Below are 14693 nucleotides of genomic sequence, written 5' to 3'. Positions count from 1 at the left end.
TTCAGCAGCATGACGAGGCCCTCGCGGAGGAGCACGTTGTCCTCGGCGATCACGATCCGCACGGCAGCTCCACCTCGAGCGTCGTCCCTTCTCCGTCGGGGCTGTCGATGCGGGTCGTCCCGTCGAGCGCCGCCACCCGGCGGCGGATGCCGGCGAGGCCGCTGCCCCGGTCCGGATCGGCCCCGCCCTTGCCATCATCCCGCACGCTGATCACCAGGCGGGCAGGGGCGCGGCGCAGCACGACCCAGCCGTGGCGCGCGCCGCTGTGCTTGGCGATGTTGGTGAGGGCCTCGGCGACGACGAAGTAGGCGGCGGCCTCGACGGCGGCGGGCGCCCGGCCGTCCGCGACGTCAAGCTCCACCGGGATCGGCTGGCCCGCGGCGAGCGCGCGCAGCGCCCCGGCGAGGCCCCGGTCGGACAGGATCGGCGGGTAGATGCCGCGGATCACCGTGCGGAGCTGGGTGAGCGCCTCCTCGATGCCCTCCCTGGCCTCCAGGAACAGCGTGCGGGCGGCGTCCGGGTCGGTGCCGAAGCGGCGGTCGGCGAGGCCGAGGCGCAGCGCGGCGGCGACGAGCTGGGCCTGCGTCCCGTCGTGCAGGTCGCGCTCGATGCGGCGCAGCTCGGCGCCGTGCGCCTCCAGCGCCTCGGCGCGGGTCTCGGTCAGCTCCTCGACCCGCTCGCTGAGGCTGGTGCGGCGGGTCGGGCCGAGCAGCGCGGCGGCGAGCCGGGCCTGCCAGCGGACGAGCCGCGGCACCAGCCACAGCAGGACGAGCAGGTCGAACGCCCCCTGGACGAACGGCATCGTCAGCGCCTTCGGCCAGCTGTCCAGCGTGATGAACGCCGACTGGGAGCCCTCGGGCGCCGCCCACCACCACAGCGGCAGCGACAGCGTGAAAGGGATCGCCGGCCAGATCGCCACCGCGATCAGCGCGGCCTGCAGGCCGGTGAGGCCGTGCACCGCCATCCAGGCCGCGTCCCGCCAGGTCGCCCGCGACGCCAGCAGCCGCCGCCCCTCGGCCAGGCCGTCGCCCACGGGACGGTACGGCTCGGGGATCTCGCGGCCGAGCAGCCGGCCGGCCCGGCGCCGCTCGGCGTTCGCGAGCCGGCGCAGCGGCCGCACGGCCGACGGCAGCCACGGCAGCACGACGGGCAGCAGCACCAGGAAGGCGATCAGCGGGGCCAGCCCGAACAGCGCGGGCGCGGCGGTGCGCAGGGCGCCGACCAGCTCGCGGGTCGCGTCCACGCTGCGTTTCAGTGCGGTTCTCATGTCACCTCGCCATCACGGTAGGCGACGGTGAGGCCCCGCGCAGCCGGGCCCGCACCCCTGACGGGGGTGTAGCCCGCTCCACCATGGACTCGTCCGGGACGACCGAACCGCACAGGTCGTCCCCCAGGCGGCCTCTCCGCCGTTACGATCGCCACTGGCATGCTCTGTACCGGAACGGCGTGAAATGGATGATGTGGAGGTCCGGCACCTGCCGGGCGATCTGCCGCAGCTGTTCGACGACGGTGTCGGGGACGACACCGCCGCGCGGACGCTGTCGGTGCCTCTGCCCGACGGGGACCTGGTCTGGCCCGACCCCGGCTACCCGCAGCGGCGGCCGCTCATGCGGCCCGCGCTCTGGCTGAGCGACGACCCGGTCCGCGGCGACCTGTGGGCCGCGCTGCGCGCCGAGCACCACCGGTCGGGGCTCTGGCCGCTGCTGATGGACGAGAGCGACCAGCCGTGGGCGGCCGGGCAGATCGCGCCGGAGCCGGTGAGCGAGGTCGCGAACTACCATCCGCACGCCTTCATGTACGAGGTGTGGGCCGACTTCGCCGAGCAGGCCGCCGACGGCGACCTGGAGGACCTCGCCCCCTACGGCCGGCACTGCCCCGGCCCCGCCCCGGCCGGGGTGCCGCTGGACGACCCGGGCAGCGTGGCCGACCGCCACGCCCGCCTGCTCGCCGCCCGCGGGCTCTCGCTGGGGCTCGTCGCGGTGGAGCGGGGCGCCGACGCGCTGGCCGCCGTCGGCTGGCAGGGCGCCCTCAACCACAACGAGTGGACGGCGCCGCTGTCGGCCGTCCTGCGCAGCTGGGAGGACCGGTTCGGCGCGCGCGTCGTCGGGCTCGGCTTCAACACGCTGGAGCTGAGCGTCGCCGCGCCTCCCGTCACCACCCGGCACGCCGTGCAGGTCGCGGCCGAGCACTGGGCGTTCTGCCCCGACATCCTGTTCCAGGGCCCGGGCACCCTCACCGGGTACGCGGAGGAGATCCGCGGCAAGACCTACTGGTCGTTCTGGTGGGACTGACCGGCCTTCGGGCCGGCCGGCCCTGACCGGCCGCCGCTGACCGGCCGACCGGCCAAAAGGTCGGTCATGGCGTGTGAACCTCCAGGTCATTTGCGCCGGTAACTCCCTGAGGGACGGTTACGGTGGGGCGGGTGAGCACCGGGTGGCGCGGCCCGGACGGGCCCCGGGCGACCCGCGCGGGCGGCACCCTCGCGCGTCCGCCGTCCGGTCCGGGGGCACTGAGGGGGCGCTGCCATGACCGATGGAGCGGGCGACGGGCACATCACCGAACTGCTGCGCGCCTGGCGGGAGCCGGTGCTGAGCCGCTGGACCGAACTGGTCGGGACGAGCGTCCGCGGGCGCATCACCGAGGCCGAGCTCCGCTCGGAGCTGGACGAGATGTACGGGCTGGTCGAGCGGGCCCTCGGCGGCGACGAGACCGCCGCCGGGGAGCTGCGGGCGACGCTCGCGGAGATCTCCCGCGGGCGGGCCCGGCAGGGCTTCAGCCCGACCGAGGTCGCGATCGGCGTGTTCGCGCTGAAGCAGGCGCTGTACGAGCAGGTGCGCGCCACCCAGGACCGCCGGGCCTACGGCGAGCTGATCGACTTCTCCGCCTACGTCGACGAGCTGGGCCTGGCCACGTTCGAGACCTACGCCGCCGCCCGCGAGCAGGTCATCGCCGACCAGGCCGAGCAGCTGCTGGAGCTGTCGACGCCCGTCGTGAAGCTGTGGGACGGGATCCTCGGCGTCCCCCTCGTCGGCACGCTGGACTCGGCCCGCACCCAGGTGGTGATGGAGACGCTGCTGGAGACGCTGGTGGACACCGGCTCCCGGTTCGCGGTGATCGACATCACCGGGGTGTCCGCCGTGGACACCGAGGTGGCCCAGCACCTGCTGAAGACCGTCATGGCGGCCCGGCTGATGGGCACCGAGTGCGTGATCTCCGGCGTCCGGCCGCAGATCGCGCAGACGATCGTGACGCTCGGCATCGAGTTCGGCGACATCGTGACGAAGGCCGACCTCGCCGACGCGCTGGCGTACACGCTCGACCGCAGCGGCGTGCGCCTGGCCCGCGAGGAGGGCGCCTGATGGACCGCGTGCCCATCCTCAAGATCGGGAACGTCCTGCTGGTGTCGATCCAGCTCGACCTGCAGGACCAGACCGTCCTGGCGCTCCAGGAGGACCTGGCCGACCGGATCACCGCCACCGGCGCGCACGGCGTCATCATCGACATCACCGCGGTGGAGATCGTCGACTCGTTCATCGGCCGCATGTTCGCCACCATCGCCGCCATGTCGCGGCTCATGGACGCCGAGACGGTGGTGGTCGGAATGCGCCCGGCGGTGGCGATCACGCTGGTGGAGCTCGGGCTCTCGCTCGGCGGGGTGCGCACCGCGCTGGACCTGGAGGAGGGCATGCGGCTGCTCGGCACGGGTGCGCGCGGCGGGGCGGGCGGCCCGTGACGTCCCCGCCCGGCGAGGAGGTGCCGATCGTGTCGGGCGATGACGTGGTGCGCGTCCGGCAGCTGGTGCGCGCCGCCGCGGCGGCGGCCGGGCTGTCGCTGGTCGACCAGACCAAGATCGTCACGGCGGCGAGCGAGCTGGCGCGCAACACCTACGCGTACGGCGGCGGCGGCACGATGCGGATCGAGCAGGCGGTGGACGACCGGGGCCGGACGGGCGTCCGCATCGTCTTCCACGACGACGGCCCGGGCATCCCGGACGTCGAGCGGGCCCTGTCGGCGGGCTGGTCGAGCGGCACCGGGCTCGGCCTCGGCCTGTCCGGCGCCCGCCGGCTGAGCGACGAGTTCGACCTGACCAGCGAGGCCGGGAAGGGCACCACGGTGACGGTGGCCAAATGGCCGCGCTGACCGGCGCCGGCTGGACGACCAGCCCGTCCGCCGACGACACGCTGCGGGTGCGGGTGGAGGAGGAGAGCGCCGCGGCGGGCGTGCGGCGGCGCGTCACCGCGCTCGCCGAGCGGCTCGGGTTCGCCGGGGAGCGCCTCGAACAGGTGCGGCTGGCCGCGACCGAGGCCGCGACGAACCTCGCCCGGCACGCCCGGCGGGGCGAGATGATCCTGCGCATCGTGCGGCACGACCGGACCGCGGTGGTGGAGTTCGTCGCCTTCGACCGGGGGCCCGGCATCACCGACGTGCCGGTGTCCCTGCGGAACGGCTACTCGACCCGCGGGACGCTCGGGCTCGGGCTGGGCTCGATCGAGCGGCTCGCCGACCGGTGCGCCCTGTACTCGCTGCCCGGGGCCGGCACCGTGCTGTACGCGCGGTTCCGGCCGCCCGGCGCGCCCGCCGGCGACGCCGCGGCCGACCCGCCGTTCGCCGGCCTGACGGTGCCGATCGACGGCGAGGAGCAGTGCGGCGACGCCTACACCGCCCGCCTCCTGGACGGCACGGTCTACGCGCTGCTCTGCGACGGCCTCGGGCACGGCCCGCTCGCCGCGCGCGCGGCCTGGGAGGCCGTCCGGGCGGCGCACGAGACGGCGCTGCCCGCCTCCCCCGCCGACGTCCTGATGAGCGTCCGGCGGCGGCTCATCCCGACCCGCGGCGGCGCCGTGGCCGTCGCGGTCGTCGACCCGGCCGCCGGGCGGGTGCGCTACGCCGGGATCGGCAACATCGCCGGGTGGATCGTCGCGCCGGACCGCCGGCAGGGCATGATCTCCGTGCCGGGGATCGCCGGGACGACCGCCGGGCGGATCCGGGAGCACTCCTACACGCTGCCCCCGGGCGCGGCCGTGGTGCTGCACTCCGACGGGCTCACCGGCCGCTGGAGCCTCGCCGACCGGCCGGGCCTGCACCTGCGCGACCCGCTGCTGATCGCGGCGACGCTGCTGCGCGACGCCGGCGCGCACCACGACGACCGGTCCGTGCTCGCGATCGCGACGGACGGGCGGTGGTGAGGCGTGGCCGAGGACCTGGTCCGCATGGAGATCTCGGACGAGGAGGGCGTGTTCACCGTCCGGCGGGCGGGCCGGCAGGTCGCCGCCGCGGTCGGCCTCGAACACCAGGACCAGGTCCGCGTCGCGACCGCGCTCAGCGAGGTCGGCCGGGAGCTGTACGCGTGCTCGGGGCTCGTGTCGGTGGCGTTCCGGCTCGACCCGGGGCGGCACCCGGCGCTGGTGGTCGAACTGGACCTGCGCCCGCGCCCGGACGCGGTGCGGACGACCGCGTGCCAGGTCGCGGCGGCGCGGCTGGTGAGCCTGCTGGAAGAGGAGGAGACCGCGGAGGGCGGCGTCCGCCTCCGGCTGCGCAAGGACCTGCCCTCCGGCGCCGCGCCGGTCGGCGAGGGAGAGCTGAGCAGGCTCCGCGCGCGGCTCTCCCGGCTGCACCCCCTGCCCGCCCTGGAGGAGCTGCAGACGCAGAACACGGAGCTGACCGCCGCGCTCACGGATCTGCAGCGCCGGCAGGAGGAGCTGCGGACCCTCAACGCGGAGCTGGAGGAGACCAACCACGGGGTCATGGCCCTCTACAGCGAGCTCTCCGAGGAGCTTGAGGAGACGAACCGGGGCGTCGTGGCGCTGTACGCCGAGCTGGAGGAGAAGTCCGACCAGCTGCGCGAGGCCGGCGAGGCCAAGAACCGGTTCTGGGCCGGCATCAGCCACGAGCTGCGCACGCCGGTGAACGGCGTCATCGGGCTCACCCGGCTGCTGCTCGACCCGTCCGCCGACCCGCTCACCGAGGAGCAGCGGCAGCAGATCACCCTGATCCGCGACACCGGCGGCACCCTGCTGTCGATGGTGAACGAGCTGCTGGACATGGCCAGGGCCGAACAGGGCCGGCTGGAGCCGAACCCGGCGCCGGTGGACGTGCCGGCGCTGCTGGCGGAGCAGGCGGAGCTGCTGAACCCGATGGCCGAGCAGGCCGGGCTGTCGCTCGTCGTGGACGACGCGGACGCGCCGCGCGACTTCGTCACCGACCCGGAGATGCTGTCCCGGATCCTGCGGAACCTCGTGGGGAACGGCCTGAAGTTCACCGAGGAGGGCGGGGTGCGGGTGTCGGCGCGGCGGGCCGGCGAGGACGTGGAGTTCACCGTGGCCGACACCGGGGTGGGGATCCCGCCCGACGAGCGGGAGCGGGTCTTCGAGGAGTTCCACCGGGTGCCCGGCAGCGGCGGCACCGGCACCGGGCTCGGCCTGCCCTTCGCCCGCCGGCTCGCCCGCATCCTCGGCGGCGACGTGACCCTGGACAGCGCCGTGGGCGAGGGGACGACCGCCACCGTGCGGCTGCCGCCGTACCGGGACATGGCCCACCTCGACCTCGGCCACGTCCTGATCGTGGACGACGACGCGACGGCCCGCCGCACCCTGCGCGACCTGGTGGACGCGTCCGCCGACCGGGTCTCCGAGGCCGCCGACGGGACCGCCGCGCTGGCCGCCGCCGCGGCGGACCCGCCCGACCTCGTCCTGCTGGACCTGCGCATGCCCGGCCGGGACGGCTACGACGTCCTCGCCGGGCTGCCCACCGGGACGCCGGTCGTCCTGGTCACCTCGGCGAACGCCGCCGCGTCCGACGACCCCCGGCTCCGCCGCGCCGACGCGGTGCTCGGCAAGGACCGGATCGGCCCCGAGTCGCTCGCCGCGGCGATACGCTCCGCTCACGCCCGCCGGGCACGGGAGGGTAGGTGACCGGCATGGGGACCTGGACGACGCTGGTGGTGGACGACAGCGACACCAAGCGCTACATCGTCGGCCGCTGGCTGCGCCGCGCCGGGCACACGGTGGTGGAGGCGGCGTCCGCGGCGGAGACCTGGCGGCGGCTCGCCGAGCACGACGTCGACCTGGTGGTGCTCGACGTGAAGCTGCCGGACATGAGCGGCATCGAGGTGTGCGAGCGGATCAAGTCCGCGCCGGACACGAACTCGCTGCCCGTCATCCACATCTCCGCGCAGGCCGTGGACGTCGCCGACCGCACCCACGGGCTGCGGCGCGGCGCCGACGCCTACATGACCGACCCGATCGACCCGGGCGAGTTCCTCGCCACGGTCGAGGCGGTGCTGCGCTACTACGAGGCGCGGCGGCGGGCCGAGCGGATGGTCGGCCGGATGGCCGAGTTCACCCGGACCTCGCTGGCGATCAACGCGGCCACGTCCTTCGACCAGCTGGCGGAGGTCGCCGCGAGCGGCGCCCACGCGATCTTCGAGGTGCCGGCCGCGGTGTTCATCGTGCCGCCGGCCGGCCGGCCGCGGCGCGCCGTCGAGGCGGACGGCGGCCCCGAGCACCGCGACTACCCGCCGGGCCTCATCGAGCGGCTGATCGGCCGCACCGGGCTGGGCGACGACACCGGCACCGAGATCACGCGGGTGCCGCTGCGGGAGTGGCGGGACCTGGTGCCCGACCCCGTGCTGCGCGGCGACGCCCTGCTGGTGGTGTCCCGGCTCAAGCACGGCCACCCGCCCATCTGCATCGCGATCGACGCCCGGGGCGCGCAGGAGGACGCCGAGACCAACCTGCTGCGCCAGCTCGGGCAGGCGGTGGCGCTGGCGCTCGCCGCGCTGCGCAGCTACACCGAGGAGCACACGATCTCGCTGACCCTGCAGCGCAGCCTGCTGCCGGCGTCGCTGCCGCGGGTGCCGGGCTGGGAGCTCGCGGTCCGCTACGAGCCCGCCGGCGACCAGGCCGAGGTCGGCGGCGACTTCTACGAGGTCCTCGACCTCGGCGACCGCATACTGGTGGCCATCGGGGACGTGCAGGGCCACTCGCTGCGGGCCGCGACGGTGATGGCGGAGGTCCGGCACGCGCTGCGCGCGTTCGCCGCCGAAGGGCACGGCTCCGTCCAGATCCTCCGGCTGCTGAACGGGGTGATGGAGCGCTACCACGACGACCAGACCGTCACCATGACCCTGATGACGCTGGACCCCCGCAGCGGCCGGCTGCACATCGCCAGCGCCGGGCACCTCCCGCCGCTGCACATCGCCGCCGGCCAGGCCCGCTACGGCAAGGGCGGCGGCGTGATCCTCGGCTTCCCGGCCGACGGCGTCGCGGTCGAGGAGACCGTGGTCCCGCCGGGCGGCACCGTCGTGCTGATCACCGACGGGCTGATCGAGGACCGCGGCATCCCGCTCGCCGACAACATGGAGCGGCTGCGGGCCATCGCCGCCCACGTCGAGGACGACCTGGAGCACTTCAGCGACCGCGTCATCGCCGAGTTCGGGCACCGCGAGGACGACGTCGCGCTGGTCGCCCTGCGCCGCGGGCCCGACCCGGGGCCCGCGGAGGGCGCGCACTGACCCCGCGCGGCGGCCCGCTCCCCTACGATGCGGCCAGGGACGGCGAGGGGATCGGGGTCGGATGCTGCGGCGTGGAAGAGTGCTCTCCGGGGTCATCGCGGCGGCGGTCGTCGGCACGCTCGCGGCCGACATCACCGTCATCGCGTCCGGGCGGCTGGAGGACGAGCGGCCCGCCGCGTCCGGCGACCTGGTGTCGGTCGACCGGGGCGCCGCGCCGCAGGCCCCGGCCGTGGCCCCGCTGACCCGCCGCTACACGCCGCACCTGCTGGTCGCCGGCACGACCCCGCTGCCGCCCGCGGCCGTCGAGCGGGCCCGCCGGCTGAAGGGCGTCGCGCGGCTCACGGTCGTGGACGCCGCCCGCGTCGGCGTCGCCGGGCGCCGCATGGGCCTGCTGGGCGTCGACCCGTCGGCGTTCCGGGCGTTCGTGCCGGAGGCGACCGCCGAGTCCGACCAGCTGTGGCAGACGGTCGCGTCCGGCGGTCTGGCCGTGTCGTTCGAGCAGAGCCGCGACGGGGCGCTGCCGCTCGGCTCCGTCGTCCAGGCGGGCCGCAGCAGCGCCCCCGGGCAGGTCCGCGTCGGCGCCTACGCGACGATGGGCATCGGCGACATCGACGCCGTCGTGTCCCGCGAGCAGGCCCGCGCGCTGGGCCTGCCGGACGGCAACGGCCTGGTCATCAGCGCCCCGAAGGCCGACCACGCGAAGCTCGCCAAGCGGCTCCAGAAGGTCCTCCCGCGCGGGACGAAGGTCGCGACGCTGACCCCGCCGCCGAAGAAGCGCGCGGCGCAGCCGGGCCGGCCGGGTCGGCCGGGCCTCCCGCAGGTCACGGGCCGGCCGGACGGGGCGGCCGGCGAGCGCACCCCGATCACCGGGAACAGGATGACGCCCACGATGCGGACCGTCCTGCTGGAGATCGCCGGCATGTTCGGCCCGTTCCCGGTGATCGGCTGCTACCGCTCCACCGGCGACCCGCAGGACCACGGCGACGGCCGCGCCTGCGACTTCATGGAGAGCACCGGCGGGCGGATGCCGAGCGCCGGCGCGCAGCGGCACGGCGACCAGGTCGCCCGGTACGCGGTCGCGAACGCCCGGCGGCTCGGCATCTCCTACGTCATCTGGAAGCAGCAGATCTGGAACGTGCGCGGCGGCGGCTGGCGGCCGATGGAGGACCGCGGCAGCATCACCCAGAACCACTACGACCACGTGCACATCTCGGTGCTGCGCTAGCCGCGCCCGGCCGCCGCGCGGCGCGGGGAAAGCGTCAGGACAGCTCCTGCTCGCACCAGACGACCTTGCCGCCCGCGGTGCGCCGCACGCCCCAGCGCTGCGCCAGCCGCCCCACGACGTGCAGGCCGCGGCCCGACTCCATCGCGTCGTCCTCGTCGTCGTGCAGCCGGATGCGGGGGCGCCCGTCGGAGGAGTCGGCGACCTCGCAGACCAGGCCGCCCTCCCGCACCAGCCGCAGCGTGACGCGCCCGCCGACGTGCTGGATCGCGTTGGTGACGAGTTCCGACACCAGCAGCATGGTGCTGTGGGTCAGGTCGTCGAGGTCCCAGCGGGCGAGCCGGTCGCGGACGAGGCCGCGGGCGCGGCGGACGGCGGCGGGCTCGGCGGGCAGCTCCCAGGTGGCGTGGTGGTCGGCGGGGATGCGGGAGAGGCGCGCCACCAGCATCGCGATGTCGTCGCGGTGCTCGTCGTCGTAGACGCCGTCGAGGGCCGCCTGGCACAGGTCGTCCAGCGGGCGGGCGGCGGCGCCGGGCCCGAACGTGGCGAGCAGCCGCGCGAGCCCGTCGTCGATGTCGCGGGCCCGGTTCTCCACCAGCCCGTCGGTGTAGAGGAACAGCAGCGTGCCGTCCTCGACGGTGAACTCGCGGGTCACGATCGGGCCGTCGCCGCCGACGCCGAGCGGCGGCGCGGGCGGCACCGGCAGGTACTCCGGCTCGGCGCCGGGCGGGGCGAGCAGCGGCGGCAGGTGCCCGGCGCTCGCGACCTCGCACCGGCCGCTGACCGCGTCGTAGACGACGTAGGCGCAGGTGGCGAAGTGCGGCTCGCGCTCGCCGAGCGTGCGCATCAGGGAGTCGAGGCGCTCCAGGGCCTCGGCGGGCGGCAGCTCCAGCCCGGCGAGGGTGTGGATGGCGGTGCGGAGGCGGCCCATCGTGACGGCGGCCTTCACGCCGTGCCCGGCGACGTCGCCGACCACCAGCGCGACCCGGCCGCCGGGCAGCGCGATCGACTCGTACCAGTCGCCGCCGACCTCGATGCGGCGGCTGCCCGGCAGGTAGCGGTGGTGCACCTCGACCGTCGACGGCGCCGACAGGCCCGTCGGCAGCAGGCTGCGCTGGAGGGTGAGGGCGGTCGCGCGCTCCCGCGAGTACTGGCGGGCGCTCTCCACGAAGATCGACGCCCGGTTCGCGAACTCCATCCCGATCTCGACGTCGTAGGCGTCGAACGGCCGGTGCGCCGCGTTGCGGGTGCAGACGAAGAACCCCAGCACGCCCGCCGCGGACGCGATCGGGAGTAACAGCATCGACGCGCCCTTGAGCAGTTCGGCGACCGGCGGGCGGCGCCACGCGCCCGCGAGCCGGGCCGCGCCCTCGCCGCCGAGGGCGCGCAGCACCGGCTCGCCGGACTCCAGGCACAGCGCGTGCGGCGTGCCCGGCGGGTAGACCAGCGACTCGCCGGTGGGGAACGTCGCGTCCCAGGCCGGGTCCTCGTCGTCGAAGCCGATCGCCATCCGGCGCAGCTGCGGCCCGTCCGGGCCCTCCGGCGGCTCGTCGGCGTCGATGTGGCTCTCGGCCAGCAGCAGCGCGCCCGAGTTGCAGAAATGCGGGACGAGGACGTCCATCAGGCCGCGCGCCAGCAGTTCCAGGTCGAGGGTGGAGCCGATGCGGGGCAGCGCGTCGTCCAGCAGCGCGCGGCGGATGACGGCCGGGTCGACGAACCGGTCGGCGAGCGGCACCGGCACCCGGATCACCGCGAGCGCGGCGAGGCCCGGGGCGTCGGGCGCGCCGCCGCTCATCGGGTGGACGGTCACGACCGCGTCCAGCGTGCCGCCCGCCGGGGTCTCCACGGCGAGCATGGCGGTGCGCTCCCGGCCGGCCTTCAGCGCCTCCAGCAGCGGCTCCCGCGCGCCGGGGATCACCTCGTCCAGGTAGGCGCCCCGCAGGTCGTCCGCGTTCCGCGAGAGCACGGCGGCGGCGTTGCGCTCGAACTGGAGAATTCTCCCCGACGATTCCATGCCGAGAATGAGAATTCGGGTGGACGACTCCATCGCTCGATTATGGGACATCGGACGGCCGGATGCGGCCGATACGGGCGGGGAGATCCGTCCTTAACCCCGGGCGTGGGCCTCGTCCAGGAACTGCTTCCAGGTCCGCTTCCCGGCGGCGTGTCCGGGGACCAGGTGGTGGCCCTCCCGGAACCCGCGCCCGACCTTTCCGGGAAGCGGCAGCGGCACCGTGACCGGCCGCCGCAGGCCGCGCGCCGCCAGGTAGTCCCCGAGCATCTCCTCGACGGTGAGCACCTCGGGGCCGCCCATGTCGTCGACCCGCCGCGCGGGCCCGGCCGCGAGCGCCAGGTCGGCGAGCCGCCCCGCGACCTCGGCGACGTCGATCGGCTGGTCGCGCAGCCCCTTCGGCACGACCGCCACGCCGGGGATCTTGGTGAGGACGTTGAAGACCGCGTCGGGCAGCGTGTGGAACTGGGTGGTCCGCAGGATCGTGTACGGCAGGCCGGAGCCCTCGATGAGCCGCTCCACGGCGTGCTTCGTCCGGTAGTAGCCGTAGGGGATCTTGTCGACGCCGACGATCGAGATGTAGACCAGGTGCGGGGCGCCCTCCCCGCGCGCCGCCTCGACCAGCCGCCGGGCGGCGGGCAGGTCCCGCTTGGGGTGGAACGGGTCGCTGGCGCAGTGCACGATCGTCTCCGCGCCGGCGACCGCCGCGGCGACGCCCTCGCCCTTCCACAGATCGCCCTTGTGCCAGGTCAGCCCCGGTTCGGGGGCGCGTTCGCGGCGGCTCAGCCCGTGCACGTCCGCGCCGGCCTCCGCCAGCCGCCGCACGACCACCCGGCCGAGCGTGCCGCTCGCCCCGGTCACGAGGATCATGGTGCCTCCTTGATCGGTCAGGAACTCCCGAAGACCTGCGGCGGCGGGACGGGCGCGACGATCTCCTCGCCGTCGTGCAGCGGCGCCGCGCCGGCGCAGAACGCGGCGAGGTCGCCGCCGTCCATCACCCGGGCCCGGACGATGCCGCCCGCCGCGCGGCGGGTCAGCTCGGCGACCGGCAGCGGCGCCTGCGACCCGGCCACGATCAGGTTGCCGAACCGGCGGCCCCGCAGCACCCCCGGGTCGCCGAGCAGCACCGTGTGCCGGAACACCGACCCGACCGTGGCGGCCACCCGGCGCGCGAACGGCAGCCGGAACCCGTCGGCGACGTTGACCACGTAGACGCCGCCCGGCCGCAGCACCCGCGCGGCGTCCAGCACGAACTCGCGGGTGGCGAGCTCCAGCGGCATCGACGCCTCGGCGAACGCGTCCATCACCACCAGGTCGTCGGCGTCGTCGGCGAGCGCCGCGATGCCGGCGCGCCCGTCGGTGACGCGGATCCGCAGCCCGGGGACGCCCTTCACCGGCAGCCGCTCCCGGACGAGCTGCACCAGCTCGGCGTCCGGCTCCAGCACGACCTGCCGCGACCCCGGCCGGGTCGCGGCGATGTAGCGGGGCAGCGTGCAGCCGGCGCCGCCGATGTGGACCGCGTCGAGCGCCTCGCCGTCCAGGGCGGCGCAGTCGACCACGTCGCCGATCAGCCGCATGTACTCGAAGTCGAGGTAGGTGGGGTCGGACAGGTCCACGTAGGACTGCGGCACCCCGCCGACGAGCAGCATCCAGCCGCCGTCGCGGTCGGCGTCGCGCAGCAGCTCGGCCTCACCGCCCGCGATGCGGTACGTCCGCGGCGGGGGGTCGTGCCTGCGCTTGCGTGCCATGCCCCCACCCTACGGACACATCGGCCGGGGCTCAGGACGACCGTCAGGTTCGCTCGGTGAGCGCGGCCTCGGACGCGAAATGGCACGCGCTCGGATGCGCGGAGCCGTCGCGCTCCTCCAGCGCGGGCGTCTCGTCCGCGCAGACGTCGCGGGCCTTCCAGCAGCGGGTGCGGAACCGGCAGCCGGACGGCGGGTCCAGCGGCGACGGCGGCTCGCCCTCCAGCCGGATCTGCCCCGTCCAGCCGGGCGCGTCCGGGTCGGGCACCGGCACGGCCGACAGCAGCGCCTGCGTGTACGGGTGCGTCGGATGCTCGTAGATCTGCGTCTCGTCGCCGGTCTCCACGACCTTGCCGAGGTACATCACGGCGACGCGGTCGGAGATGTGCCGGACGGCCGCCAGGTCGTGCGCGATGAACACGTACGCCAGGCCCAGCTCGCGCTGCAGCTCGGCGAGCAGGTTCATCACCTGCGCCTGGACGGAGACGTCCAGCGCCGACACCGGCTCGTCGCACACGATCACGTCGGGGCGCAGCGCGAGGGCGCGGGCGATCCCGACCCGCTGGCGCTGCCCGCCGGAGAACTGGTGCGGGTACCGGTTGACGTGCCCCGGGTCGAGGCCGACGAGCTCCAGCAGCTCCTGGACGCGGGCGCGGCGCTCCCCCTTCGGCGCGGCGTCCGGGTGGATCGCGAACGGCTCGCCGACGATGTCGCCGACCGTCATCCGCGGGTCGAGCGAGGAGTACGGGTCCTGCATCACCAGCTGGATGCGGCGGCGCAGCGCCCGCAGCTCGGCCCGGCGCAGCGCGAACACGTCCCGGCCGTCGAAGCGGACCGTCCCGGCGGTGGGCCGCTCTGCGGCGAGCAGCAGCTTCGCCAGCGTCGACTTCCCGCACCCGGACTCGCCGACGATGCCGAGGGTCTCGCCGCGGCGCAGCTCCAGGTCGACGCCGTCCACGGCCTTCACGTGCCCGACGGCGCGCTTGAGCACGACGCCGCGGGTCACCGGGTAGTGCTTGACGAGCCCCTCCACCTGGAGGATCGGCGGTTCACTCGGGTCCGGCACCGTGCACCTCCGCGGCGAAATGGCAGGCGGCCGCGTGGCCCGGCGCGACCGCGGTGAGCGGCGGCCGCTCCGCCGCGCAGACCGCCTCGGCGCGCGGGCAGCGCGGCTGGAACGGGCAGCCGGGCGGCAGCGCGGCC

The 14693-nt window shown here is 75.4% G+C and carries 14 protein-coding genes; 8 read left to right on the top strand and 6 right to left on the bottom strand.

Annotation, left to right across the window (positions count from 1 at the left end; genetic code table 11):
* Positions 1 to 49 precede the first annotated feature (49 nt).
* On the bottom strand, positions 50 to 1267 hold the full coding sequence (locus AB0K34_RS43200) for a sensor histidine kinase (RefSeq protein WP_138634669.1): 1218 nt from the start codon (positions 1265 to 1267) through the stop codon (positions 50 to 52).
* 184 nt (positions 1268 to 1451) lie between these two features.
* Here AB0K34_RS43200 and AB0K34_RS43195 point away from each other — a divergent pair, with 184 nt between their 5' ends.
* From AB0K34_RS43195 to AB0K34_RS43160, 8 genes are all read left to right on the top strand, one after another.
* Positions 1452 to 2291: a DUF4253 domain-containing protein gene (locus AB0K34_RS43195; protein ID WP_089327275.1), complete on the top strand. Its 840-nt coding sequence runs from the start codon at positions 1452 to 1454 to the stop codon at positions 2289 to 2291.
* Positions 2292 to 2525: 234 nt separating this feature from the next.
* Complete coding sequence (locus AB0K34_RS43190; RefSeq protein ID WP_089327276.1) at positions 2526 to 3359, top strand: STAS domain-containing protein; 834 nt, start codon at positions 2526 to 2528, stop codon at positions 3357 to 3359.
* Positions 3359 to 3733: an STAS domain-containing protein gene (locus tag AB0K34_RS43185; protein ID WP_171068859.1), complete on the top strand. Its 375-nt coding sequence runs from the start codon at positions 3359 to 3361 to the stop codon at positions 3731 to 3733. Before AB0K34_RS43190 ends, AB0K34_RS43185 begins: the two co-directional genes overlap by 1 nt.
* Positions 3730 to 4140: an anti-sigma regulatory factor gene (locus AB0K34_RS43180; protein ID WP_089327277.1), complete on the top strand. Its 411-nt coding sequence runs from the start codon at positions 3730 to 3732 to the stop codon at positions 4138 to 4140. Before AB0K34_RS43185 ends, AB0K34_RS43180 begins: the two co-directional genes overlap by 4 nt.
* Entirely contained in the window at positions 4128 to 5186 is a 1059-nt protein-coding gene (locus AB0K34_RS43175; RefSeq protein WP_089327278.1) for an ATP-binding SpoIIE family protein phosphatase, read from the top strand. Before AB0K34_RS43180 ends, AB0K34_RS43175 begins: the two co-directional genes overlap by 13 nt.
* 3 nt (positions 5187 to 5189) lie before the next feature.
* Positions 5190 to 6911, top strand: coding sequence for an ATP-binding protein (locus AB0K34_RS43170; protein WP_138634666.1), 1722 nt, complete (start codon positions 5190 to 5192; stop codon positions 6909 to 6911).
* A 5-nt stretch (positions 6912 to 6916) separates the two neighbouring features.
* A complete protein-coding gene (locus tag AB0K34_RS43165) occupies positions 6917 to 8512 on the top strand; it encodes a SpoIIE family protein phosphatase (protein ID WP_138634707.1) in 1596 nt (531 codons plus the stop codon).
* A 79-nt stretch (positions 8513 to 8591) separates the two neighbouring features.
* Positions 8592 to 9737, top strand: coding sequence for a hypothetical protein (locus AB0K34_RS43160; RefSeq protein ID WP_240807238.1), 1146 nt, complete (start codon positions 8592 to 8594; stop codon positions 9735 to 9737).
* 34 nt (positions 9738 to 9771) lie between these two features.
* Here the strand turns inward: AB0K34_RS43160 and AB0K34_RS43155 are convergent, their stop codons facing one another.
* From AB0K34_RS43155 to AB0K34_RS43135, 5 genes are all read right to left on the bottom strand, one after another.
* Positions 9772 to 11748 carry an ATP-binding SpoIIE family protein phosphatase gene (locus AB0K34_RS43155; protein ID WP_138634704.1) on the bottom strand — a complete coding sequence of 659 codons (1977 nt, stop codon included), beginning with the start codon at positions 11746 to 11748 and terminating at the stop codon, positions 9772 to 9774.
* 93 nt (positions 11749 to 11841) lie between these two features.
* Complete coding sequence (locus AB0K34_RS43150; RefSeq protein WP_138634660.1) at positions 11842 to 12615, bottom strand: SDR family oxidoreductase; 774 nt, start codon at positions 12613 to 12615, stop codon at positions 11842 to 11844.
* Between the two features lie 17 nt (positions 12616 to 12632).
* Positions 12633 to 13493, bottom strand: coding sequence for a fused MFS/spermidine synthase (locus AB0K34_RS43145; RefSeq protein WP_138634657.1), 861 nt, complete (start codon positions 13491 to 13493; stop codon positions 12633 to 12635).
* Positions 13494 to 13536: 43 nt separating this feature from the next.
* A complete protein-coding gene (locus AB0K34_RS43140) occupies positions 13537 to 14556 on the bottom strand; it encodes a dipeptide ABC transporter ATP-binding protein (protein ID WP_138634654.1) in 1020 nt (339 codons plus the stop codon).
* Entirely contained in the window at positions 14540 to 14686 is a 147-nt protein-coding gene (locus AB0K34_RS43135; RefSeq protein ID WP_364554386.1) for an oligopeptide/dipeptide ABC transporter ATP-binding protein, read from the bottom strand. Before AB0K34_RS43135 ends, AB0K34_RS43140 begins: the two co-directional genes overlap by 17 nt.
* Positions 14687 to 14693 lie beyond the last annotated feature (7 nt).

The organism is Actinomadura sp. NPDC049382 (assembly GCF_040677125.1).
In the GTDB taxonomy this organism is placed as follows: domain Bacteria; phylum Actinomycetota; class Actinomycetes; order Streptosporangiales; family Streptosporangiaceae; genus Spirillospora; species Spirillospora geliboluensis.
The sequence above is the reverse complement of the archived record's forward strand: the minus strand, read 5'-3'. Positions and strand labels throughout refer to the sequence as shown.